General features: G+C 71.8%; 23 protein-coding genes and 1 pseudogene. 11 read left to right on the forward strand and 13 right to left on the reverse strand.

Annotated elements, in window-relative coordinates:
* Positions 1 to 49 precede the first annotated feature (49 nt).
* Both ABZ386_RS04615 and ABZ386_RS04620 read left to right on the forward strand, forming a co-directional pair.
* Entirely contained in the window at positions 50 to 1501 is a 1452-nt protein-coding gene (locus ABZ386_RS04615; RefSeq protein ID WP_351331682.1) for an NCS1 family nucleobase:cation symporter-1, read from the forward strand.
* A gap of 5 nt (positions 1502 to 1506) precedes the next feature.
* A complete protein-coding gene (locus ABZ386_RS04620) occupies positions 1507 to 2235 on the forward strand; it encodes an aspartate/glutamate racemase family protein (protein WP_351331680.1) in 729 nt (242 codons plus the stop codon).
* Here the strand turns inward: ABZ386_RS04620 and ABZ386_RS04625 are convergent.
* Complete coding sequence (locus tag ABZ386_RS04625; protein ID WP_351331678.1) at positions 2230 to 2835, reverse strand: gamma carbonic anhydrase family protein; 606 nt, start codon at positions 2833 to 2835, stop codon at positions 2230 to 2232. The genes ABZ386_RS04620 and ABZ386_RS04625 overlap by 6 nt on opposite strands.
* Before the next feature lie 22 nt (positions 2836 to 2857).
* Positions 2858 to 3259, reverse strand: coding sequence for a RidA family protein (locus ABZ386_RS04630; protein ID WP_351331676.1), 402 nt, complete (start codon positions 3257 to 3259; stop codon positions 2858 to 2860).
* 161 nt (positions 3260 to 3420) lie between these two features.
* Between ABZ386_RS04630 and ABZ386_RS04635 the strand changes: the two genes are divergently transcribed.
* Complete coding sequence (locus tag ABZ386_RS04635; RefSeq protein ID WP_351331674.1) at positions 3421 to 4221, forward strand: nucleotidyltransferase domain-containing protein; 801 nt, start codon at positions 3421 to 3423, stop codon at positions 4219 to 4221.
* Between the two features lie 9 nt (positions 4222 to 4230).
* Here the strand turns inward: ABZ386_RS04635 and ABZ386_RS04640 are convergent, their stop codons facing one another.
* The 5 genes from ABZ386_RS04640 to ABZ386_RS04660 all read right to left on the reverse strand — a co-directional run bounded on the left by ABZ386_RS04640 (position 4231) and on the right by ABZ386_RS04660 (position 8789).
* On the reverse strand, positions 4231 to 5184 hold the full coding sequence (locus ABZ386_RS04640) for an expansin EXLX1 family cellulose-binding protein (protein ID WP_355716589.1): 954 nt from the start codon (positions 5182 to 5184) through the stop codon (positions 4231 to 4233).
* 45 nt (positions 5185 to 5229) lie between these two features.
* Positions 5230 to 6720: a DUF6177 family protein gene (locus ABZ386_RS04645; RefSeq protein WP_358963581.1), complete on the reverse strand. Its 1491-nt coding sequence runs from the start codon at positions 6718 to 6720 to the stop codon at positions 5230 to 5232.
* A gap of 40 nt (positions 6721 to 6760) precedes the next feature.
* Positions 6761 to 7777: a hypothetical protein gene (locus tag ABZ386_RS04650; protein ID WP_356618368.1), complete on the reverse strand. Its 1017-nt coding sequence runs from the start codon at positions 7775 to 7777 to the stop codon at positions 6761 to 6763.
* A 244-nt stretch (positions 7778 to 8021) separates the two neighbouring features.
* Entirely contained in the window at positions 8022 to 8294 is a 273-nt protein-coding gene (locus ABZ386_RS04655; RefSeq protein WP_356618366.1) for a hypothetical protein, read from the reverse strand.
* 33 nt (positions 8295 to 8327) lie between these two features.
* Positions 8328 to 8789, reverse strand: a complete 462-nt coding sequence (locus tag ABZ386_RS04660) for a hypothetical protein (RefSeq protein WP_358963584.1) — start codon at positions 8787 to 8789, stop codon at positions 8328 to 8330.
* 735 nt (positions 8790 to 9524) lie between these two features.
* Here ABZ386_RS04660 and ABZ386_RS04665 point away from each other — a divergent pair.
* Positions 9525 to 11417 carry an FUSC family protein gene (locus tag ABZ386_RS04665; RefSeq protein WP_351331662.1) on the forward strand — a complete coding sequence of 631 codons (1893 nt, stop codon included), beginning with the start codon at positions 9525 to 9527 and terminating at the stop codon, positions 11415 to 11417.
* Here ABZ386_RS04665 and ABZ386_RS04670 read toward each other — a convergent pair.
* A complete protein-coding gene (locus ABZ386_RS04670; protein ID WP_358963587.1) occupies positions 11385 to 11921 on the reverse strand; it encodes a class I SAM-dependent methyltransferase in 537 nt (178 codons plus the stop codon). The two genes, ABZ386_RS04665 and ABZ386_RS04670, sit on opposite strands and share 33 nt — an antisense overlap.
* Positions 11918 to 12913 carry an endonuclease/exonuclease/phosphatase family protein gene (locus ABZ386_RS04675; protein WP_356501369.1) on the reverse strand — a complete coding sequence of 332 codons (996 nt, stop codon included), beginning with the start codon at positions 12911 to 12913 and terminating at the stop codon, positions 11918 to 11920. Before ABZ386_RS04675 ends, ABZ386_RS04670 begins: the two co-directional genes overlap by 4 nt.
* Positions 12914 to 13047: 134 nt before the next feature.
* On the opposite strand from ABZ386_RS04675, the gene ABZ386_RS04680 reads away from it, so the two are divergent.
* From ABZ386_RS04680 to ABZ386_RS04690, 3 genes are all read left to right on the forward strand, one after another.
* Positions 13048 to 14412 carry an amidohydrolase gene (locus ABZ386_RS04680; RefSeq protein ID WP_358963591.1) on the forward strand — a complete coding sequence of 455 codons (1365 nt, stop codon included), beginning with the start codon at positions 13048 to 13050 and terminating at the stop codon, positions 14410 to 14412.
* Between the two features lie 123 nt (positions 14413 to 14535).
* Positions 14536 to 15225, forward strand: coding sequence for a DUF899 domain-containing protein (locus ABZ386_RS04685; protein ID WP_356501373.1), 690 nt, complete (start codon positions 14536 to 14538; stop codon positions 15223 to 15225).
* Positions 15226 to 15380: 155 nt separating this feature from the next.
* Positions 15381 to 15563 (forward strand): hypothetical protein, encoded by a 183-nt coding sequence (locus ABZ386_RS04690; RefSeq protein WP_003989511.1) that lies wholly within the window; start codon positions 15381 to 15383, stop codon positions 15561 to 15563.
* Between the two features lie 30 nt (positions 15564 to 15593).
* Here the strand turns inward: ABZ386_RS04690 and ABZ386_RS04695 are convergent, their stop codons facing one another.
* From ABZ386_RS04695 to ABZ386_RS04705, 3 genes and pseudogenes are all read right to left on the reverse strand, one after another.
* A complete protein-coding gene (locus tag ABZ386_RS04695; protein ID WP_358963594.1) occupies positions 15594 to 17600 on the reverse strand; it encodes an ABC transporter ATP-binding protein in 2007 nt (668 codons plus the stop codon).
* Positions 17601 to 17810: 210 nt separating this feature from the next.
* Positions 17811 to 18245 (reverse strand): hypothetical protein, encoded by a 435-nt coding sequence (locus tag ABZ386_RS04700; RefSeq protein WP_355716608.1) that lies wholly within the window; start codon positions 18243 to 18245, stop codon positions 17811 to 17813.
* A gap of 242 nt (positions 18246 to 18487) precedes the next feature.
* A pseudogene (locus ABZ386_RS04705) lies at positions 18488 to 19057 on the reverse strand (ATP-binding protein); the annotation flags it as partial.
* A 243-nt stretch (positions 19058 to 19300) separates the two neighbouring features.
* On the opposite strand from ABZ386_RS04705, the gene ABZ386_RS04710 reads away from it, so the two are divergent.
* The 3 genes from ABZ386_RS04710 (at position 19301) to ABZ386_RS04720 (ending at position 21317) form a co-directional block, all read left to right on the forward strand.
* Positions 19301 to 20161: a helix-turn-helix transcriptional regulator gene (locus tag ABZ386_RS04710; RefSeq protein ID WP_358963597.1), complete on the forward strand. Its 861-nt coding sequence runs from the start codon at positions 19301 to 19303 to the stop codon at positions 20159 to 20161.
* A complete protein-coding gene (locus ABZ386_RS04715) occupies positions 20162 to 20416 on the forward strand; it encodes a DUF397 domain-containing protein (protein WP_030246665.1) in 255 nt (84 codons plus the stop codon).
* Positions 20417 to 20504: 88 nt separating this feature from the next.
* Positions 20505 to 21317, forward strand: a complete 813-nt coding sequence (locus ABZ386_RS04720; protein WP_358963599.1) for an SAM-dependent methyltransferase — start codon at positions 20505 to 20507, stop codon at positions 21315 to 21317.
* 22 nt (positions 21318 to 21339) lie between these two features.
* Here the strand turns inward: ABZ386_RS04720 and ABZ386_RS04725 are convergent, their stop codons facing one another.
* Positions 21340 to 22752, reverse strand: coding sequence for a PLP-dependent aminotransferase family protein (locus ABZ386_RS04725; protein ID WP_358963602.1), 1413 nt, complete (start codon positions 22750 to 22752; stop codon positions 21340 to 21342).
* Positions 22753 to 22799: 47 nt separating this feature from the next.
* Here ABZ386_RS04725 and ABZ386_RS04730 point away from each other — a divergent pair, with 47 nt between their 5' ends.
* Positions 22800 to 23285 (forward strand): carboxymuconolactone decarboxylase family protein, encoded by a 486-nt coding sequence (locus ABZ386_RS04730; protein ID WP_355727000.1) that lies wholly within the window; start codon positions 22800 to 22802, stop codon positions 23283 to 23285.
* Positions 23286 to 23330 lie beyond the last annotated feature (45 nt).

The following is a 23330-nucleotide window of genomic DNA, read 5'->3' on the forward strand; positions in this document are numbered from 1 at the left end:
CACCCCCCAGTGTAGTCCTCCGTCGTCCCCGTGCTCATGGAGGCCCCCCGTGTCCCTCGCCGACCGCGCCCCCGCCACCGGCACCCCCGCGTTCGTCCCCGATCCCCGGCTCACCAACGAAGACCTCGCTCCCGCGAAGAAGCGCAACTGGAAGGTCTTCGACCTCTTCGCCATGTGGATGTCCGACGTCCACAACCTCGGCAACTACACCTTCGCCGCCGGCCTGCTCTTCCTGGGCATGAACGTCTGGCAGATCTTCACGTCCCTGCTCGTCGGCTTCGTGATCATCTACATCGGCATGAACTGGATGGGGAAGATCGGCCAGCGCCACGGCGTGCCCTTCCCGGTGGTCAGCCGGATCGCCTTCGGCATCTGGGGCGCCAACATCCCGGCGCTGATCAGGGCCGTGATCGCCATCATGTGGTACGGCATCCAGACCTACCTCGCCTCCGTCGCCGTCAACGTGATGCTGCTCGCCGCCTGGCCCGGCCTGGAGTCCTGGACGCACAACTCCTTCCTCGGCCTGGACGCGCTCGGCTGGGTCTCCTTCGTCGCGCTCTGGCTGGTGCAGGCGGCGATCATCAGCCGTGGCATGGAGTCGGTCCGCAAGTTCCAGGACTTCTGCGGCCCGGCGATCTGGCTCGTGATGATCGCGCTGGCCGTGTGGATCCTCGCCAAGGCCGGCTGGACGATCTCCCTCACCTCCACCCCGCACCCGGTCTCCGTCGGAGAGCAGTGGCGCCAGTGGTTCGGCGCGATCGGCCTGGTCCTCGCCACCTACGGCACCCTGATGCTCAACTTCTGCGACTTCTCCCGCTTCGCCCCGGACTACAAGTCGGTCCGGCGCGGCAACTTCTGGGGCCTGCCCATCAACTCCACGGCCTTCGTGATCGTGTCGGTCATCGTCACCGCGGGCGCCTTCGAGGTCTTCGGCAAGGAGATCACCGACCCGGCCTACCTGGTCGCCGAGATCGGCAACACCTGGGTGCTGGTGCTGGGCGCGCTGACCTTCGCCATCGCCACCATGGGCGTCAACATCGTCGCCAACTTCGTCTCGCCGGCGTACGACCTCGCCAACGTCTGGCCGCAGAAGATCACGTTCAAGATCGGCGGCATGATCAGCACGGTCGCGGCCCTGCTCGTCACCCCCTGGAACCTCTTCTCCAACCCGACCGTCGTCAACTACTTCCTCGGCGGACTCGGCGCCTTCCTCGGCCCGCTGTTCGGCGTGATCATGGTCGACTACTACTGGGTCAAGCGCGGCCGCGTGAACGTCGACGAACTGTTCGACGCCACGCCCGGCTCCCGCTACCACTACCGCAAGGGCTTCAACCCCAAGGCGCTGTGGGCGTTCCTGCCGGCGGCCGGTGTCGCGGCGGTGCTCGCGCTGGTGAAGACCTTCAGCGACGTCGCCCCGTACTCCTGGTTCATCGGCACGGCGCTCGCCGCCGGGCTGTACGCGGCGCTGTGCCGCCCCGAGCGCGCCACCGCGGAGGTCTGAGAGACGTGCGGATCGTCGTCACCAACTGCAACACCACGCAGGAGATGACCGAGGAGATCGTACGAGGTGCCCGGGCCGCCGCAGGCCCGGGCACCACCGTGAGAGGACTGACCCCCGCCTGGGGGCCCGAGTCCGCCGAGGGCTGGCTCGACAGCTACCTGTCCGCCGCCGCCGTCCTCGACACGCTGCGGACCTACGACGGACCGCCGTACGACGCCGTGGTCATGGCCGGATTCGGGGAGCACGGGCGCGAAGGCGTACGGGAACTGGTCGACGTCCCCGTCGTCGACATCACCGAGGCCGCCGCCCACCTGGCCTGCCTGCTGGGCCGCCGCTACGGCGTCGTCACCACGCTGGAGCGGTCCCGCGGGCAGATCGAGGACAGCCTGGAGACGGCCGGAGTCGCCCGGAACTGCGCCGCGGTCGTCGGCACGGGCCTGAACGTGCTCGACCTCGGCGACGACGAGCGCACCGAGACGGCGTTCCTGGCCGCCGCCGAACGGGCCTGCGCGGCGGGGGCGGAGGTCCTGGTGCTGGGCTGCGCCGGGATGACCGGGCTGCAGCGGGTGGTCGGAGAGAAACTGGGCCTGCCGGTCGTCGACGGGGTCGCCGCGGCGGTCAAACTGGCGGAGTCGCTGGTGGCGCTGGGGCTGACGACCAGCCGGGTGGGGAGCTACGCCGAGCCGCTGCCGAAACGGAGGGTGTGGGGGAGGCCGGACGGCAGCGGCTCATGACGGGCCGTCGAGTGTGACGTCGTCACGGTGGGCCCCGTAGAAAGCGGACTGGCGGGCCATGACCTCCCGCATCGAGGTGCCGCGCGGGATGCCGTACACGGTCCCGGGGAAGTCCAGCGCCTCCTGGATCTGCCACAGCTCGTCGTGCTCGCCGGGGGCGAAGAGGCGGGCCCGGGGCGCTCCCGCGGCGATCCAGCCGATGGGCAGGACGGTGCCGGGCGGCAGCACGGAGTTGACGTGCAGCACGCTGTGGATCCGCAGCTCCGAGCCGGCGCTCGCGACGGCTCCCGGGAACACGCAGGCCCCGGTCGCGACGAAGACCTCGTCCTCCAGGGTCGCCCCGTTGACATGGGCGTGCGGCCCGACGAGCACGGCGTCACCGATCACGGCGGGGTGCCGGGCCCGCCCCCGCACCAGCGCGTTCTCCATGACGACGACGTCCGAGCCGACCCGCACCTCCCCGTCCTCGGCGGTGAGCACGGCCCCGTGCAGCACGCGGCTGCGCTCACCGAGGACGACCGCCCCGCACAGCACGGCCGTGGGAGCGACGTACGCGGACTCGGGGACGGCGGGGCGCTGCCCGCGGTGCTCGATCAACATGGAGACTCCTGCGGCCGGACGGCTAGCCGGGAACGACGGCTGTCGCCGTAATCTCCACCAGCTGCCCCGTGTACCCGAGGCACGCCACGCCGATCAGCGTCGAGGAGTGCGGCCCGGTGCTGAGCCCGGACGCCTCGACGACGCCCCAGACGGCGGAGAGCACGGCCGGCTCACTGCTCACGACGTACACGTCGGTCGACACGACGTGCGCCAGGTCGCTGCCGACGGCGCCGAGTTGCTCCCGCAGATTGGCGATCACCTGCTCGGCCTGCCGTACGGGATCTCCCGGGCCGACGAGTTCGCCGCCGGCGTCCAGCGGCACGGACCCGGCGAGGAAGGCCAGCCGCGTGCCCGCTTCGACGACGGAGGCGTGGGAGTAGGTGGGCGGCGGGAAGAGGCTGGGGACGGTGACGCGCTGGATCACGGGGGCTCCGGTCTGGGGGCGACGACAGACAACTCACCGATCATGCGAAGTCCCGAACCCGAACGCACCTGTATTTCGCTCCACGCCGATGTATTTCGTTTCGCTCCGACCGGCGATCCCCCTACCCTTCCCTGGACCCCGACCGCCGAGGAGCCCCCGCCGTGCCCACCCCGTCGGACCAGACCTTCCTCGACACCACCGCCGACCGCCTCGCCGCCCTCCCCACCGTCCAGGCCGTCACCCTGGGCGGCTCCCGCGCCCAGGGCACCGAACGCCCCGACAGCGACTGGGACCTGGCGGTCTACTACCGGGGCGCCTTCGACCCGGCCGACCTCCGCGCGGTCGGCTGGGAGGGTGAGGTGTCCGACCTCGGCGCGTGGGGCGGCGGCGTCTTCAACGGAGGCGCCTGGCTGACGATCGACGGCCGGCGCGTGGACGTCCACTACCGGGACCTCGACGTCGTGGACCACGAGTGGGCGCAGGCCGAGCAGGGCCGCTTCCGCGTCGAGCCCCTGATGTTCCACCTGGCGGGCATCCCGACGTACCTCCTCGTCGCCGAACTCGCCGTCAACAAGGTGCTGCGGGGCGCCCTGCGACGCCCCACGGCCTACCCGCCGGCCCTGCGCGAGACGGCCCCGCCCCACTGGCACGGCATGGCCGCGGCCACCCTCGCGTACGCGAAGGCGGGCCACGCCCCGAGGGGTTCGGTCACCCAGGTCGCGGGCGCCATCGCCCTCGCGGCGACGCAGACCGCGCACGCGGTGCTGGCGGCGCGCGGAGAGTGGGTCACCAACGAGAAGGGACTCGTGGCCCGGGCCGGTCTGGGCGAGGTGGACGCCCTCGTCGCGAGCCTGACGGCGAAGCCTGAGGCCCTCGTCCGGGCGGTCGCCGACGCGGAGGCGCTGTTCCGCGCCGGGGGAGCCGGGAAAACCGGACGAGCCGGACGAACCGATGGAGCGTGAGCACGACGCTCAGTGCCGGGCGAACTGGACGCGCGTCGGCTGTACGGCGTCCGGGCGCACCGCGATGCCCTCGACGGTGAGTCGTTCGCCGTAGATGTCGGTGAGCCGGAGCGGGCCGCCGCAGCCGGTGCCGTCGGGGGAGAGGAAGTAGTTGTATTCGGTACGGGTCAGGGCCCGCCAGCCGCTGCCGGTGGAGACCTCCAGGCGGGCCAGCGGGTTGCGGTGGCCGAGGGCCTGGACGGCGCACCAGTGGCGGCTGGAGCCGGTCTTGTAGCGGATCGAGACCTTCTCGGACGTGCTCGGGCTCAGCAGGCTCCAGGTGACCGGTATCCGGCCCGCGGACAGGCCGGCGAGCTTCGCAAAGGCCTCCTTGCTGAGGTCGAGCTGCCCGGGGGCGCAGGGCAGCGGGCACTCGTTGGTGACCCGGACCGTGACGGAGGCGCCGTTCGCCGCGCGGACGAGGACGTACGCCCCGCACGCCTTGGACGTCTCGTAGTCGGTGGTGTTCATCGCCGCGACCATGAGGTCGGGGCTCGGGCCGTACAGGCAGGCGCCGTCACCGTCCGCGGCGTCGTAGTGGGTGGCGACGCCCTGGTAGGTGGTCCCGGGCTTGATCCGGCCCGCCAGAGGGGCCGAGTCGGACACCGCCCGCGGTGCGGGCCGCGGGCTGGCGACGGGCGAGGGCCGGGCCGGCGGGCGGGTCGTGGTGCGCGCCGGGCTCGGGGTCTTCGCGGACGGCTTCGGCTTGGGACTGCCCGTCGCCTTCGGAGCCGTGGGCGTGGGCGTGGCGCTCGCCGGTGAGCTCGTGGAGGGCTCGGCGGCGGCCCGCACGGTGTCCGGCTCGGCGCCGGGGCGGAGCGCCACCACCAGGGCCACGAGGAGTGCGACGGCCGACAGAGCGATCAAGGGAACGAGGACCGAACGCCGTCTGTGAGGCGGACGCCGATGGGAACGGGAGGCCACGGATGAGTCCTTACCTGGTTCAGGAGAACACGCGCTTGCGACTCATCAGTGGCCACCGGGGCCGGAAAGGTTGCCGGGATCCCGGCTCGATCCGGCGCTCGGGCCTGTTGCCAGGAGCTCTTTGAGCTGTTCGAGGTGATGCCAGGCGGCCGGGGCGGTGCCGTCGCCGGCACTGAGGGTGTAGTGCATGGCGGGCCGGGCGGCTGGGCCGAGGAGGACTGGGCGCGTTCCCGGTAGGGACCGGGCGTGAGTGGGGCCGATGGTGTGCACGGCGTCGGGGCCCAGGGTGAAGGAGAGCGGGACCGGGAGCGGCTCGTGGTGGGGCGGGGCGGTCAGGTCGGCCCGGGCGGGGCGGAGGTGGGTGAGCATGGACGTCAGGTGGTGCCGCGTCGCGAGTGTCTCGGCCAGCTCGGGCAGTGAATCGATGGGTGGGTGCTGGCCGGCTGCGTAGCCGAGGGTGAGGGTGATGTGCTCCTCTACTCCGGCGCTGGTGTGGGCGACACGGACGGTCGCGAGCGCCGGGCGGTCGGGGGTGCCGACGGCGATCAGCCAGGTGGGCGCCGACTTCTGGGCTCGGGTGCGGGCCAACTCGGTCAGCTGACGTGCTGACCAGGGCAGGTTGACGGGTTCGGCGGTCGACCAGCCGGCCGGCGGGGCTCCGGTGAGGGTCTGCCAGCAGGCTTCGAGCGCATCGCCGAGGAGGAGCTGGTCGGTGGCCGGGTGGGTGGTGCGGAGGGTCAGGATCAATTGCTGCTCGCCGCGCGTGCCGGTGGCGGGGGGAGAGGTGAAGGCGCCCGCGAGCGGGAAACCGCCTGTCTCGGCCGGGACCGGGGCAAAGCGGCCCTCGTGCCAGTGGAGTACGGCGCCGGTCAGCCCGTCGTAGTAGCCGCCCGCGGAATCCCGGACGACCCAGCGGGCGGGCAGGCCGGTGAGCAGAGTGCGCGTGGGCAGCGTCAGGCGAGTACGGGGAGGCGTGACGACCTGTAGTTCGCGGTCCGACGCGACGGCGCTGCGCAGGAGGTCGCTGAACCAAGTGGTCGCGGCGATGACCGGGCGGTCCTGGAAGACCACGGCCGCCCTGTCGGTGAGCACGTCGACGGCGAGAGGGCCATCGTCGCCTGCCGGGTGTGCGGCACCGCCTTCCTCACATTCCGCGGAGGAGACGGGCACAACGCCGGTATGACCGGCTATGGACGGCCACGTGGTGCCGCCCAACACGGCGGTCAGACGTCCCGCCACCGATGCGGCCAGCCGCTGAGCCTCCGGCACGGCAGTGGTGGCCCGCACTTCAGTCCACCACACCGGCGCTTCCTCCGGCACCCTCCCGGCGAACAAACGGCTGACCTCGCCCGGGACCTGGACGAAGAGCGGCACCTCCACGGTCACCAAGGGGCGCCCGTCCGGCGCGTTGAGCCGGACCGCGGCGCCCTCGAAAGCACGGTCCACCCGCAGATCGGGGCCGCCCGCGTACAACGCCGCGAGCAGCGTGCGGGTGTCCGGCATCTTCGGCGTCAGGGCGATGATGTCCTGGGTCATGTGTGGCTTTCCGGTGGAGGGGACAGCGGCGCCATGAGGATCAGTACCGGCCCGACATGTCTTGCAGGGCGTCCAAGGACGGGGCCTCCAGCGGGGTGGCCTCGGCGATCAGGCCGATCTCGGGTCGCAGCGGCTGCCTCGCTGCCCATTCCAGCGCGGCCAGCGCATTGAGCCCTTGACTGTGGGCGGTACGCAGCCGCAGTAGCCATTCGGCCCCTGCCGCGAACGCATCGTCACCGGCCGCGGTCCGGGGCTCGTATCCTGCCGCCTCCTCGCCAACCGCGGCCCAGAGGTAGCCGAGAGTCCGCCCGTCCCGCTGGATCGTGAAATAACGCACGGACCGTTCAGTCACTTCTTCGTAGTCGTCCTTCGACTCCGGGACCACGGAGTGCAGAAGTGCCGCACGAGCTGGGATCTCGAATGTCCCCCAGGAATCATCGAAGGCCGTGCCCTCGACTCGCGGATCCTCGAAACCCGTCTGTGTAGGGGTAGCGAATCGATTTGGGTCGCCCGGCGACGGGGGAGAGCCCAGCAAAGCCGAAACCCCCTCCAAGGCGGCGGTGAGCCTCGGAGCGTTCTGCGCGAAAATCTCTGGCTGCTCCCGGTCCCGGGTGTCCATCGTCAGCCATGCGTCCGAGTAAGTCTCCAAAGTCACCGCGAGGAGGCTGGCCTCCCAGAGGTCGACATGGATGACGAACAATTTCTCGGCGCGGCGCCTTGCCCGCGACTCCCACCACGTGCCGGGGCATTCGACCCGGACGGTGACCAGGAAATCGCCCTGAAGCGCTTCGGCCTTGCGCAGGATGCGCGACAGCCCCGTCTCCGGTGCCAGGGGCTCCTTTTCGAGGCTGAGGCCCTGGGCGTCGATACGGAAGTCACGCATGTTGCCGATGGGGCGTACCGTAACGCCGACCTTCCCCATGGGAACGGCCAGTTCGTGGCGGGCCGGCTCGTTCCACACCGCGACAGCGGTGTCAGCGGCGTCCATGGGCCGGAGTGCGGTGGTCTTCGACGTGACTTCCCAGGTCCAGTCACCGATGGCATTCGTGGTGATCACAGCATGTCCTTGGGGTCGATCTTGCTGCCGGGCGGAACTACGAGATTCCCGTCCTCGAGACGTATGACAAATGTGACCCCTCTGAGTCCCCGGGCAGCTCGACCTCAGCAAGGAGGCCTTCGCGAAGCTCGCCGGCCTCTCCGCGCAAGTACCTGCTTCAGCTGGCACGCGCGGATGCCAACCACCACATCCTGCTTGTGGATGGTGGGCGAGGAACTCGTGCGGAGCGGATGGCCAACGGATCTTACGATGCAGTCGTGGCTCGCACTTCGGTCCACCACACCGGCGCTTCCTCCGGCACCCTCCCGGCGAACAAACGGCTGACCTCGCCCGGGACCTGAACGAAGAGCGGCACCCCCACTGTCACCGAGGGGCGCCCGTCCGGCGCGTAAAGCCGGACCGCGGCGCCCTCGAAAGCACGGTCCACCCGCAGCTCGGGACAGCCCGCGAACAACGCCGCGAGCAGCGTGCGGGTGTCCGGCATCCTGGGCGTGAGGGCGATGATGTCCTGGGTCACTGAGTCTCTCTGCCTGGACAGCCGTAATGCGCGTCAGCGCTGTTCGTCGACTTCGTTCGTCAGGCGCAGTGTGAGTTCCGCACTGGCAAGCATCCGCGTGACCTCAATTGGCAGATTCGTGAATTCGGCTTGAACGGCGCCAACGGGATCAATTCTGCGGATCTGACCATCGAGACCTTCCGCCTCGATAACGTAGCGGTAACCGTGCGGAGTGGTCGAGTCATCCACCACGATCCAGCGGGCACCGTACCTTTGGATCAGGACGTCCGCAACATAGGCCATCAGGTCACTCTGCAACGTAATCCAGTCCGATTGTTCGAACTGGGTGAGTGGGAGGCGTGATACGTAGTTCTGTAGAGCGGGAATCAAGGTCAGCGGATCACGGGTGTACACCTCCGGGGGCACGCCGAGCATGTCGGCGACATCGATGACCGTCCGACGACCCTCGTAAATCCAACGCTCCAGATCCGGTTCGGGAGCTCCCGGCCTTGCCATCTTCAACACCTTCCACTCTCGGATGCATCTACTTGGGGGGTGGGCCGTATTCTACAAATACACGGGCCTGGATGAGGCAGTTTCGCAGAGCCTGGGACGGAGGTGCATGCATGAATACACATCGGGGCTCGTACTCGGGATCCAACCTTCGGAGTGTCAGGTCTTTGTTGATCTGCTCTATTATCCGAGCTTGACTGTTCTGTATTCCAGGTAGCGCTTTATTTTCACCGGGACGTCTGCCTTGCGGCCGCGTGGGGCCTCCACCGGATAGTAGGGATGGTCGTGAGTGGGAACCGGGAAGTGCCGCTCGGGTCGCCGCCGAACATTTCCCGGCCTCTTTCTTCAGCGGTGGTAAAGCGATGGGGCTCGCTGCGCAGGGCTGTGTGTCCGAGTGGTCAACTCCGTCTTCACGGGCGGGCGACTGACACCGCGATCTTCATCTCTACCAGCCGCCGGTTGCCGCAACAACGCGGTTCTGGTCAAAGGCGCGCCGCTTCAGAGGGAGGAGGTACGGCGACAGCGTGCCGCGCAACGGGGGCGGGCGCGTCGGCGCGATGCACCTCACGGCGGCACAGCCCCCGGCGGACTTGCGTTCATAAAGAACTCGACTTCCGCCCACTCCGTCACGTTCCGGAAACCTTTCCTCCAGGAACCCCGCATACCGTGGGCCCCAACACCGCCCGGCCACCGTCGCCCGAAGGCCCACCCTGCCCTCGATGAGACGACAGGAGCCCTGTGTCCCGCCGCGTTGCCCCGCATCTTCCGCCCTGGCTGGCCCACGCCCTGCGCGCTCAGCGCGGCCCCGTGCCGTGGAGTGCCGTGACGCGCGGGGCCCTGTCCGCCGGGCCGTTGCTGCTCGTGGCCGTGCGGACCGGGCACACCTCCCTCGGCGTCGTCGCCGCCATCGCCGCCATGCTCTCCGGGATCAACGACCGGCCGGGGAGCCGGCGGGCCTCCGTGAAGCGGATCGGGGTGCCCGCGCTGGGCGGTGCCCTGGGAATGGTGATCGGGACGTACGCCGGGCAGGGGACCGGCGCCGTCGTACTGACCGTGATCCTCACGCTCGTCGGCCTGGTCGCCGGAGGCATCAGCGCCATCGGGCCGGTCGCGTCCGCCGTCGGGACGCAGGTGCTCGTCGGTTCGGCGGTCGGGGCCGGGATGCCCCTGCCGGAGCCGGGATGGGCCCGTGCGCTCGCCTTCCTCGCCGGAGCCGGGTGGCTGGTCGTGCTGCGGCTCGTCCTGCCCACGCCCGGCTCCCTCGCCGGGGACTTCCGGTTCGACGGGGAGCGGCAGGCCGTCGCCGGCGTGTACGACGCCGTCGCCGAACTCCTCGACGCCGTCGGCGGACCCGAGGCCATCCGCCGCCGGGCCGCGCTCACCGCCGCCCTCGACCACGCGCAGGACGCCCTCGCCGGACCCCGGCTGCGGCGGTACGCCTCCTCCTCCACCGAGCGGCGGCTGCACGCGCAGTACGCCGCAGCGCTGCCCCTCGCCGAGGCCGCCACCGCCCTCGCCTGGGCCGGAGAGGCCGTCTCCGAGCGGGCCTCCGAAGGACCCCGGCGGCTCGCCGCCGCCGTCCGCGGCAACACCCACACCGGGCCGCTGCCCGCGCCCTCCCGCTCGGCACCCGCGCTGCGTGCCCTCGACGACGCCCTGCTGCACGCCGCCGAGGTGTTCGACCAGGGCAGGGGAGGGGACCTGCACACCCGTCCCCGTACCGCCCGGGACCGGCTGCGCGCCGTGCTCGGCAGCGCCGGACGCGAGTACGGGCTGCGCGTCGCCCTCTGCTTCGGGGCCAGCGCGGCGGTCGCCCAGGCCCTGCACCAGACCCAGTGGTACGGGCAGCACGAGCACTGGTACTGGCTGCCCGCCACCGCCGTCTTCCTCGTCAAGCCCGACCTGGGACCGCTGGCCTCCCGCGTGCTCAACCGGGCCGCCGGCACCGTACTCGGCGCTCTCCTCTTCGCCGGGTTCGCCGCCGTCCTGCCCCGGCCGGAAGGGCTCATCGCGCTCGTCGCCCTCAGCGGTGCGCTCATCCCCGTCGCCACCCGGCACTTCGCCGCCCAGACCGCCGTCGTCACCGTCCTCGTCCTCGCCCTCGTCATGGTCGGCGGCGAGCCGCAGGCGTCCGCGGGCCGGATCGGCGAGACGCTGCTGGCCTGCGCGATCGTGCTGATCGTCGGGCACCTGCCCATGCCGGGACAGCGGGGCGGCGGCGTGCGCGCCCGGCTCGCGGCGGCGAACGAGGCCGCGCACGCCTACCTCACCCACGTCCTCGACGAGGCCGGCACCCCGCGCATCGGAACCTCCGGCACCCCCTCCGACCACCGCGCCACCCGCTGGACCCTGCGCCGCGAGGCCTACCGCACCCTCGCCGAGGCCCGTACGGCCATCTCCCTCGCCGCGCACGAACTGCCCGCCCTCGCCCGGCACACCGAGGGCGCGGACGAGGTGGCCGCCCTCCTCGAACGCCTCGTCGACACGATCACGGCCTGCGCCGTGCACCTCGACGACACGGGACAGATCGGCTCGCGCCACCGGGAACGCCTCGCCGCCGTCCTCGACGAACTCGCCGGACCGGTGGAACGGGTGGGCCTACGACTGCCCCGGACGCCCCTCGCCGGGTAGCACGCCCAGCACCGCCACCAGTCCGTCGTCCCGCACCGTCCTCGTCGCGAACCCGGCGGCAGCGACCGCCCGCTCCACCTTCCCGGCGATCTCCCCGGCCCGCCTCCCGTCCGGCGGTTCCCAGCACAGGCAGAGCATCCCCGCCGGTGCGAGCCAGCGGCGCAGTGCCGTCAGCTCCGCGTCCGCCGGGCGCGTCCAGAACAGGTTCACGTTCACCGCCAGGACCTTGTCGAAGGATCCGGTGGCGAAGTCCGTCTCCTCCAGGGACCGGACGTGGAAGGCGGCCCTCCCGGCCGCGACCGCCTCGCGGTTGCGGCGCCGTGCCGCCGCCACCGCCGAGGCGGAGCGGTCGACGGCGGTGACGGTGCCCGTGGTGAGGCGGTCGCAGAGCAGCCCGACCGCGACACCGCGCCCGCAGCCGATCTCCAGCACGCGGTCGTCGGGGGCGGGGTCGAGGATCCGCACCGCCCAGCTCAGCCGCTCCGGGACGTCGAGGGCCCTCATCCGCCGATCCGCACCCACACCGGCGCGTGGTCCGACCCGGGCGCGCCCCGCCGCTCCGCCGGGTCGGGGCCGACCGACGGCAGGGTGGGCGGGCCCTCGCCGGGCAGGCCCGTGCCCGCCGCCGTCACCCGCCGCACCAGGCGGTGGCTCAGCAGTATGTGGTCGATCAGCTCGCGCCGCCCGGAGTTGACGCGGGACCAGCGCTGTCCGGCGGGGATGAGCGGGGCCACGTCCCACAGCCGCGCCGCGTCGCCCAGGTCGTCCCTGTCGTACCCCGGTGTGCCGAGCTCCGAGCCGGGCGGGCCGAGCAGGATCTGGGTCGTCGCCGCCTGCGTCTCGTCGTTCAGGTCGCCCAGGACCGCCACGTCCCGGGCCCGCCCGTCGCCCTCCAGCAACTCGTCCGCGAGGGCGCGCAGGGCCGTCGCCTCCGCGGCCCGCCGGTACAGGGCGTAGGCGCCGTACCGGGCCCGCTCGCCCTCGTCGCGCGGCTGGAACCGGCCGTCCGGGTACGACAACAGCTTCGACTTGAGGTGACAGACGGCCACCCGCAGCGGCCCCTCCCGCAGCAGCGGCCCGTCCCACACTGGTCCGTCCCGCAGCACCCCGTCCTCGACCTCCACAGCCAGCACGCCACGCCCCGCCTGCCCCACCGCAAGCCCCGAGTCGTCCGCCTGCACGGGACGCAGCCCCGCCGGGAACGCCGCCGTGTCCGCCACCACCGTCAAGGGCGCGCGGCTCAGGAACCCGACCCGTATGCCCCGGCTGTCCGCGTGCTCGGACAGGGCGACGTGCCAGTCGTCGTCGAGCATCCCGGCCAGGTCCTTCAGGGCCTCGGGGTCTCCGACCTCCTGCACGCCCAGCAGCGCCGGGTCGAGTTCCGTGATCACGGCGGCCAGCGCGGCGAGCTTCGCCCCGTACGCCGCCTCGTCCTTGGGGCCGTACGGGCCGCCGGGCCGGTAGAGGTTCTCCAGGTTCCAGGTGCCGAGCAGCATGCCGGGCTCCTTTCCGAAGCCGACAGGCGGGGTGGTCAGGCCGGCGTGCCCGCCCGGCCGGCCCCGCGACAGAGCCGCGACGGGATGTGCGGTTCGGCTCATGCCGCCCTACGACGTCGTCGTACGTTGGCGTGATGACGCCTTCTGCCGCGGACAGTCCCGCCGAGCTCATCATCAGCGCATGTACCGTCCTCGTGCACGACGATCAAGAGCGGATCGGGTTCGCGGAGGACGCCGCGATCGTCGTACGGAACGGGGCCGTCGAGGCGGTCACGACCACCGCCGAGGCCGCCGGTCTGCCCGCCGCCGAGCGGATCGACGCCCGGGGCCAGGTCGCCCTGCCCGGCCTGATCAACTGTCACACGCACGCGCCGATGGTCGCGCTGCGCGGCCTCGCCGAGGACCTGCCCATCGAGGAGTGGTTCAACGACGTCGTCTGGCCCGTCGAGTCCAACCTCACGGCCGAGCACGTGGAGTTGGGGGCGCGGCTCGCCTGCGCCGAGATGATCCGCGGCGGCGTCACCTGCTTCGCCGACCACTACTTCGCGATGGACAGGGTGGCGCGGGTGGTCGCGGAGTGCGGCATGCGGGCCCTGCTCGGGGAGGCGTTCTTCTCCTCGCAGGGGCCTGAAGGCCGGGAGCGGTCACTGGAGTTCGCGCTGCGCCACCGCGGCACGGCCGACGGCCGCATCACCACCGCCCTGGCACCCCACGCCCCCTACACGGTCGACGACGACGACCTCACCGCCACCGCTGAGCTCGCCCGTACGTACGGCCTGCCCGTGCACCTCCACGCCGCCGAGAACCGGGACCAGACCGACACCAGCCTCACCCGCCACGGCGTCACCCCGATCGAGGTCCTGGACCGTACGACGATCCTCCACACGGACCTGCTCCTCGCCCACGGCACCGGCATCACCGACCCCGACCTGCCCCTGATGGAGCAGGCGGACCGTCGTACGGCCGTGGCCACCGCGCCCCGCGGCTACCTCAAGTTCGCCTGGCCCGACACCACACCCGTGCGCGCCCTGCGCGCCATCGGCGTCGACGTCGGACTCGCCACCGACGGGGCCGCCTCCAACAACTCCCTCGACGTGTGGGAGGCGATGGCCCTCACCTCGCTGGTCCAGAAGTCGGCCGAGGGCGACCCGCGGTGGCTGACCTCCCGCGAGGCCCTGCACCACGCCACCCTGCAGAGCGCCCGGGCCGTGGGACTGGGGGACGACGTCGGCAGCATCGCGCCGGGCCGCCGGGCGGACATCGTCCTGGTCGACCTCAGCGGCCCGCACACCCAGCCCGTCCACGACCTCGCCGCGACCCTCGTGCACAGCGCCCGCTCCGCCGACGTCCGCACCACGATCGTCGACGGACGGATCCTGATGCGCGACCGGGAACTGCTGACGATCGACGTGCCGGCGGTGGTGCGGGAGCTTCGGGAGCGCCTGCCCGCGCTCGTCGACCGCGGCCACGGCCGGCGCATCCAGGAGTACGACACCTGACCTCCCGGAGGCCGGTCGCTCGGCACGGCGCCGAGTCCCGAAAAAAACCTCCCGGGCAGCGATGAGTTCCACCCGTCCCGCCGGTCACCACCCGGGACGGACCGTTGTCACAGGAGGGGCCCCATGTCGCTTCCGGAGATCGTCTCCCGCGAGCAGTGGCGCGCGGCGCGCGCGGACCTGCTGGTCAAGGAGAAGGCCCTCACCCGCGCGCGGGACGCGCTCAACGCCGAGCGGCGCGGACTGCCCATGGTGGAGGTCGGGGAGGAGTACGTCTTCGAGGGCGGGGACGGCAAGGCCACCCTGCTCGACCTGTTCGAGGGCCGGCAGCAGCTGGTCGTCTACCACTTCATGTTCGCGCCGGAGTGGGACGCCGGCTGCCCCAGCTGCTCCGGATTCCTTGACCAAATCGGGCATCTCGCCCATCTCGCGGCCCGTGGTACGTCGTTCGCGGCCGTGTCCCGGGCCCCGTACCCGAAGATCCTGCCGTTCAAGGCCCGGATGGGCTGGGCGGTGCCCTGGTACTCCTCCTACGGCGGCGACTTCAACCGCGACTTCGAGGTGACCCTCGAACGCGACGGCGAACTCGTCGAGCGGCCCGGCCTCAGCTGCTTCCTGCGGGATCGCGACCGGGTCTTCCACACGTACTCGACGTACGAGCGCGGCCTCGACGGCCTCGGCTCGACCACCAGCCTGCTCGACCTCACCGCACTGGGCCGCCAGGAAGAGTGGGAGGAGCCCAAGGGGCGCGCTTCGGCTCTTGGGGCGCCTGCGGGAAGTGAGCGCATCCGATATCACGACGAGTACGAAGACTGACACGCAAAGTGAGGAAATAAGCCAAGCGGCTGAGACTTTGCTCACACTTGACGGTGAACGCGTGTCAACTACGTCTCAGAACCGTCACTTCGCGAGCCGTTCACCCCATGGTTGGCGTTTAACTCTACGAGTACAGCGCTACATGGAGGTGCAGGGTGAACGGGCGAACGGTGCTCGAGCGCTTTCCCGCCGGTGGGCCGCGTGGCTCCTGGCCGGCGGAGGAGTTCGCGCAGGCGCGGCGTCTGGAGGGCCTGCCCGCGGAGGTCGTCATGGACCTCGCGACGGACATGTTCCTGGTGATCGTGCGCAGCGGGGACGGTGCCGACGCCACGGCATGACCTCCCGACGCCACGGCGTGACCTCTCGGCTCAGCCCGCCTTCGGCGCCGGCACCTTCGGGACCGGCGTGACCGGCGTGACGGTCGTGGGGGCCTTCGCGAACTGCTCCGCCTGGAGCGCGTACAGCTCGGCGTAGAGCCCGCCGGTGGCGAGCAGCTCCTCCGGCGTCCCGGACTCCACGAGCCGGCCCTGGTCGAGCACGTGCACCAGGTCCGCATGGCGCACGGACGCCAGCCGGTGCGTGATCAGCACGACCGTCTGGCCGCTGTCGGCCAGGGCGCGGATCCGCTCGAAGACCTCCAGTTCGGCCCGGGCGTCCAGGGCCGCCGTCGGTTCGTCCACGATCAGGATGCGGCCCCTGCGGTAGGCCGCCCGGGCGATGCCGAGGCGCTGCCACTGGCCGCCCGACAGCTCGTGCCCGCCGCTGAAGTTGCGGGCCAGCAGCGTGTCCAGCCCGCGCGGCAGGTCGGCGACCACCGTCTCCGCCCCGGCCTCGGCGATCGACGCGGCCAGCCGCTCCTCGCAGACGGGCGCCGACGTACGTCCCAGGGCGACGTTCACGCGGGCCGTGAACGGCCACCTCTTGAAGTCCTGCGCGACCATCGCGATGCGCTCGGCCAGCAGGTGCCGGTCGGCGGTTGCCGCGTCCACGTCGTCCCACAGGATCCGCCCCTTCTCCGGGGTGTAGAGCCCGGCGAGCAGCTTGACCAGGGTCGTCTTGCCGGAGCCGTTCTCCCCGACCAGTGCCACGATCCGGCCCAGCGGGAGGGTGAGGGTCACGTCGTCGAGGGCGGGACGCGCGGAGTCCCCCGGGTAGCGGAACGTGACGTTCTCGAACCGGATCTCCCGCGGGTTCTCCGGCAGGGGCCGGCCGCCCTCGGGAATCGCCCGCTGCGCCGCCTCCGCGTACAGCCGGTGCAGGTCGCCGACGAAGAGCGCCTCCTCGTGCAGCGCGTTGACCTCCACCACGAGCGTGTCGAGGCTCTGCGAGCCGGTCCGGATCGCGATCACGGCCGTACCCGCCACCGACAGGGCCATCGCCCCCGCCAGCAGCAGCCCGCCGAGCGTCGCGTACGTCGCCACGGTCGCCAGGCCCGTCCACGCCGCCGCGATCAGACCGGTGCGGGCGGCGAGCCGGGCGAGGCGGGCCTGCTCGGCCTCCGCGGTCTCCGACATCGCGCGGAAGTGCCGCAGGAGGAAGGAGCCCACTCCGTGCACCCGGATCTCGGGGGCCGCCTCGGGCTCGATGAGCAGGTTGCCGAGCAGCCGTCCGGCGCGGGCGTGCTGCACCCAGGCGTGGAAGGACTCGTAGCGCCGCCGGGCGACGGTCAGCGCGCTCCAGGCGCTCGGCAGCGTCATCGTGACCAGCAGCGGCAGCAGGGCAGGGTGCAGCACGGTCAGCACGCCGGCGGCCGCGACCAGCGAGATCATCGCGTTGATCACCCGCGTCCCGTACGCGATCATGCGGCGGGCGGAGGCGGCGCCGTACTGCGCGGTGTCCAGCAGCTTGTGAAAGGCGTGGTCCTCGATCGCGGCCAGCTCCACGGCCGCGGCCCGCTCCAGGTACTGCTCGGTCGCGACCCGCTCCACCTTCGGCTCCAGCCGGCCGGTGGCATACGTGCTCGCGGCCCGCAGCAGGGCCGCGAGCAGCATGACGACGGCCACCGTGACCAGCGCGGGGACGGCTCCGCGCAGCCGGTCCTCGATCGCGCCGTCGCCCATCAGCCGGGCCAGCACGCTGTTGACCGCGAGCAGCGCCACAGCCTGGGCCACGCCCCGGCCCGCCTCGGCGGCCAGGACGACCCGCGCGGCGCCCCTGTCGGCCTGCCGGGCGAGCCGGAGGCTGGACGCCAGCAGGGACGGCAGCCGCGTGATCATGGCACGGAAGTTCAGCTCCAGGAACGCGTCGGCGTGCTGGTTCCAGCCCATGTCGTAGCGCAGCGGCCCGCCGAAGAGCAGCCGCTCCGACTCGGACACCTCCGGCGCGGTCCGCTTCTTCGCCACCGTCGACCGACCTCCCGCTCGTGGCCCGTTCATGGATGAACGGTCACTATTGCGGTGCGGTGCCCGCCCGGGCAGGGCGCAGCCCGGGGCGCCGGATGCGCGCGGGCGCACGACCTGGCCGAAGACCACACGGGACGGCGCGGGGTGGCGCGGAGTGGTGGGGTGGTGGTGCGGTGTTGTTCAGCTGCTGATGGTGCTGAGCTGCTGCTCGGGTGTTGGGTGCCGGCCGGTTGTTCCCGGTTCTTACGCGCTGACCGACCGCGACCAGGCCGGAGACGTCCCGGTCACCCGGCACAGGGCCAGGTAGAGCGGTATCGGCGGGGTGTACGGAAGCGTGCCGTCCGGGCGGTGGATCAGGTCGGGGATCTCCGGGGCGTCCGGGACGACCGCGCCCGTGGCGTAGTGCGTGGGGGCCGGCCACTCCAGGGCGTGGTCGGAGTCCGACGGCACCAGCCACCACCAGGTCGTTCCGTCGGCGTAGACACAGCCGACCCGGGGCAGCCGGGGCATGACCAGCGGGCCGAAACGGGCGGGTACGGCGACCGCGTCGCAGCCGAGCGGGGCGGTCATGCCCTCCGGCACCGGCAGGCGCAGGGCGGGGCCCGGCGTGCGCAGCCCGCGCCGGAGGCGGGCCAGGGTGTCCAGGTTCAGCACGCGGCCACCGGGGCCGGGGCTCATGCCGGGCCTCGCTCGCGGTGCCGCTGCTGAGCCGGGACTTCCGACGCGCTCCGGGCGTCGCGCGCCCGGTGCTGGTCGCGGTTGCCGTTCTGGCGCAGGTTGCTGTTCTGGTCCTGGTTGCTGTTCTGGTCCCGGTGGCGGTTCTGGGCCCGGTTCCCGCTCTGCTCCCGGTTCCCGCTCTGCTCCCGGTTGTCGTTCTGGGCCCGGTTCCCGTTCTGATCCCGGTCGCCGTTCTGGTTCCGGTCGCCCGAGTCGTCGGACGGGCCCGGCTTCGGGCGGGTGCCCCAGCCCAGGTCGTCCCGGGGCCCGGCGGGATCGCGCGGAGCCTCCGTCGTGCGCGGCAGCTCGGCCCAGACCAGCAGTCCGGGGCCGTGTTCATGAGCCCCCCAGGCGTGGCAGAGGGCGTCGACGAGAAGCAGTCCCCTCCCGTGCTCCTCCTCGGGCCGTGTCCGCGCGGCGGCATGCGGCTGGCCCGGGGCGCAGCCCTCGTCGCGCACGGCTATCCGCACCAGGTCGTCACCGTCGTGCAGCTCGCACACGATCTGCGTGCTCGCCGTGTGCACGATGGCGTTGGTGACCAGCTCGGACACCACCAGGGCCGCGCTGTCGCACGTGTCCTCGCACACCGACCAGCCGGTCAGCCGGGCCCGCGTCAGCCGTCTGGCCTGTGCGGGGGAACCCGGGTGCGCGGCCAGCTCGAAACGGAACCGGCGCGCGGCGGCGGCCCCGAGGGGACCGTCTCCGGCACCGAGGCCGGGAAGGCCTGCGGCGGCGTCTGTTCCTAAGGGCGGGGACGGAATCACGCTTGCCACTATCGCCCCGCCGAGAACACTTGGCAAGTGTCACTCTGAAAATTGCAGAGTGCTGTGTGACGGTCTGGAAGGCCGTGGCACACTGCTCGCAACAGCACCCCGCGCGGCGCCAGTTGAGATCGTCGAAGATTCGTTCGAAAGAATCGTTCGGATCGGCACTTCGAAAAGGTCTTCGAATGGCGCCGCAGGGCTGTCAGCGTTCTTTTGTGGCCGGCTCGTCAGAACTCTTGGTGGAGGTGGAGCGTGAGCGAACCGCGGTCCGCGCCGACTGTCGGGCAGGTCGTCCTCGGCCGGCGCCTGCTGGACCTGCGGGAACGCGCCGGGATGAAGCGCGAGGAGGCCGCCCGCATCCTCCGCGTCGCCCCCGCCACGGTCCGCCGTATGGAGATGGCCGAGGTCGCGCTCAAAATCCCGTACCTGCAGCTGCTCCTGAAGGCCTACGGAATCTGCGACGAGGAGGCCGACGCCTTCGTCCATCTGGCCGAGGAAGCGAACAAACCCGGCTGGTGGCAACGCTTCCACGACATCCTGCCCGGCTGGTTCTCGATGTACGTGAGCCTTGAGGGCGCGGCCAGCGTCATCCGCAGCTACGAACCGCACTTCGTGCCCGGCCTGTTGCAGACCGAGGAGTACGCGCGCGGAGTGCTCCGTTCCGGCGCCATCGGCCAGACCAGCCCCGAGGACATCGAGCGCCATGTCGCCCTGCGTATGCAGCGCCAGGACCTGCTCACCCGCGAGGACGCGCCCCGGTTGTGGGTCGTGATGGACGAGACCGCGCTGCGGCGGCCGGTCGGCGGGCCGGAGGTGATGCGGCCCCAGATCGACAGGCTGCTCGAGGCCACGGAGCTGCCCAACGTCACGCTGCAGATCGCCCCGTTCGCGAGCGGGCCGCACCCGGGCACGTACGGGCCGTTCGTGCTGTTCCGATTCGCCATGCCCGAACTGCCGGACATGGTCTACAGCGAGTACCTGACCGGCGCGGTCTACCTCGACGCGCGCGCCGAGGTGGCGACCCACCTCGAGGTCATGGACCGCATGGCGGCGCAGGCCGCTACGGCACATCGCACGAAGGAGATCCTCCGGGATCTCCGCAAGGAGCTGTGAATGGATCGCATCAAGCCGCGCAAACACGTCTACAACGGCATGCCCGCGCGCGACTTGGGCAGCGAAGGCTGGCACAAGCCGTGGAGCGGCGGCAACGGAGGCAACTGCCTGGAGGCGATGAAGCTCGCCGACGGCCGGATCGCGGTCCGCCAGTCCACCGACCCGGACGGTCCGGCGCTGATCTACACCACCGCCGAGATGACGGCTTTCATCGAGGGGGCGAAGGCAGGGGAGGCGGACTTCCTGCTGTCCTGATGTGGTGCGGTTTCTCTCGCTCGACTTCCTGTCGATTTCCTATCGGTGGTGCTGAATTGACCACCCTCTGTGTCTTACGGAGTGCCTCATGACCGGGCAGGGCCCCACCTCGGCCGTCAGGATCGACACGACCAGACCCCATCCCGCGCGGATGTACGACTGGTACCTCGGCGGGAAGGACAACTACCCGGTCGACGAGGAGATGGGCCGTCAGATGCTCGGCCTCGACCCCAGGGTGCCGGTGATGGCGCGCGTCAACCGCGCGTTCATGCACCGGGCCACGCGCTGGCTGGCCCACAGCGGCGTACGCCAGTTCCTGGACATCGGCACGGGCATCCCGACCGAGCCCAACCTCCACCAGGTCGCCCAGGAGATCGCCCCCGACGCCCGGGTCGTCTACTGCGACAACGACCCCATCGTGCTGGCCCACGCGGCGGCCCTGCTGCGCGGCACGGACGAGGGGGCGACCGAGTACCTCCAGGCCGACGTCCGCGACCCGGACGCCATCCTGGAGGGCGCGAGGAAGGTCCTGGACTTCACCCGGCCCGTCGCGCTGTCGCTGATCGCGCTGCTGCACTTCGTCCCCGACGAGGACGGCGCGCACGACCTGGTCGGCCGGCTGCTGGCCGAACTGCCCTCCGGCAGCTACCTGGTGATCACCCACGCGACGGCCGACTTCACTCCGGAGGAGTCGAAGGCGGCCACCGAGAAGCTGCGCGCCGCCGGCGTCACCCTGGCCCTGCGCTCCCGCGCGGAGTTCACCCGCTTCTTCGACGGCCTCGACCTCGTCGAACCCGGTGTCGAGGTGCCCCACCGCTGGCACCCCGAACTGGGCGAGCCCGTGCCCGGGCAGGACGACGGGATCATCCCGGGGTACGGGGCGGTGGCCCGCAAGCCGTAGCCCCGGGTGTGTGACGGGCCGGTCAGGGCGGCGGCAGTGCACCGCACAGCGCCTCCAGGGCCGGCCCGTAGGCGTGCTCGGAGGGCGTCGCGTACCCGACGACGAGGCCGTCGCCCGCCGCCATGTCCGTCTCCGGGTGCCGGAACGCGGCGAGGCCGTCGAGGGCGATGCCCTGCCAGGCGGCGGCCTTGACCGCCGACGCCTCGGTGCCGGGCGGCAGCCGCAGCACGGCGTGCAGCCCGGCCGCGACACCGGTGACCTCGATGTGCGGCGCGTGCTCGGCGAGCGCCGTGACGAGCCGGTCCCGGCGGCTCCGGTACCGCTGCCGCATCCGCCGTACGTGCCGGTCGTACGCCCCCGACGTGATGAAGTCCGCCAGGCACAGCTGGTCGAGGACGCTCGCCCACGCCTCCCGGTCCCCCTTGACGGCCCGTACGGCGTCGACGTACCGCTCCGGGAGCACCATCCAGCCCAGCCGCACCGCCGGTGACAGGCTCTTGCTGACCGAGCCGATGTGGAGCACGCGCTCGGGGTCGAGCCCCTGGACGGCGCCGACGGGCTTGCGGTCGTAGCGGAACTCTCCGTCGTAGTCGTCCTCCAGGACCAGCCCGTCCCGTGCGCGTGCCCAGTCGATGACGGCGGCCCGGCGCGCGGGGTGCAGTGGGCCGCCCGTCGGGAACTGGTGCGCCGGCGTGAGCAGCACGGCCCGCTCGCGCCCCAACCGGTCGACCCGCGCGCCGTGTTCGTCGAGGGGCAGCGGCACGGTCCGCACACCGGCGGCGGCCAGGACCTCCCGGTGGAACCCGAGCCCGTACGCCTCCACCGCGAGAGGCCCGCGCAGGACACCCCCGCCGAACAGCAGCCGCAGCGCGTGCGCGAAGCCGGAGCAGATCACGATCCTGCCGGGCTCCGTCCGCACGCCCCGCGCGCGTGCCAGGTACTCCGTGAGCGCCTCCCGCAGCTCCACCCGGCCGGCAGGGTCGCCCGGCCCGAACACCTCGTTGGGCGCCTGCTGCAGCGCCCTGCGGTAGGAGGCCAGCCAGGCGGCGCGCGGGAACGCCGAGACGTCCGGGGTGCCCTGCGTCAGGTCGTGCCGGGGGCCACGCGCGCGTGCAGGCGACTTCTTGGGCAGGCGGGCGGCGGGCCGCAGCGGTTCCGCCCGCTCCGCGACCCGCGTGCCCGAGCCCTGACGGGCGGTCAGCCAGCCCTCCGCGACGAGTTCGGCGTACGCGTCGGCGACCGTGTTGCGGGCCACGCCGAGGTCGGCGGCGAGCGAGCGGTACGGCGGCAGCCGCGTGCCCGGGGCGAGCCGTCCGCTGCGCACGGCCTCCCGAAGGGCCCGGATCAGCGCCGCGCGCCGACTCCCCGGACCGGTCAGCTCCAGATGCAGGTCGGACCCGATCCCCTCCGCCGAATTGACCCAGGAATTCGCCACGGAAATGCACCCTACAGTGGGTCTTTCCGGCCCGTAGGTTGAACGGCATGACGACGAACACGAGCACGCACACCACCCCCGTGAAGGCGCCCCGGCTGGAGTTCGCCAAGTCCGCCCCGAAGGCCTTCCGGGCCCTCATCGCCTTCGACGCCGCCGCCCGGGAGGGCCTCGACCCGTCCCTCGTCGAACTGATCCAGATCCGCGCCTCGCACCTCAACCACTGCGCGTACTGCCTCCACATGCACACCAACGACGCCCGCAAGGCCGGCGAGAGCGAGGACCGGCTGCACATGGTCGCCGTGTGGCGCGAGGCCCGCCACTTCTTCACCGAGCGGGAGCAGGCGGCCCTCGCCCTCACGGAGGCGGTGACGCTGGTCGCCGACGCCGGTGTCCCGGACGACGTCTACGCCGAGGCCGCCGCGCAGTTCGACGAGCGGGAACTGGCCCAGGTGCTCGCCCTGATCTTCACGATCAACACGTGGAACCGGGTGGCGCTGTCCACGGCGAAGGTGGCGGGGACGGACGAGCGGTGATCCGGGTCTGCTGCACGGCCATGGGCCGGTCGTACGGGCCGATCG

It is taken from the genome of Streptomyces sp. NPDC006140 (assembly GCF_040628815.1).
GTDB lineage: Bacteria > Actinomycetota > Actinomycetes > Streptomycetales > Streptomycetaceae > Streptomyces.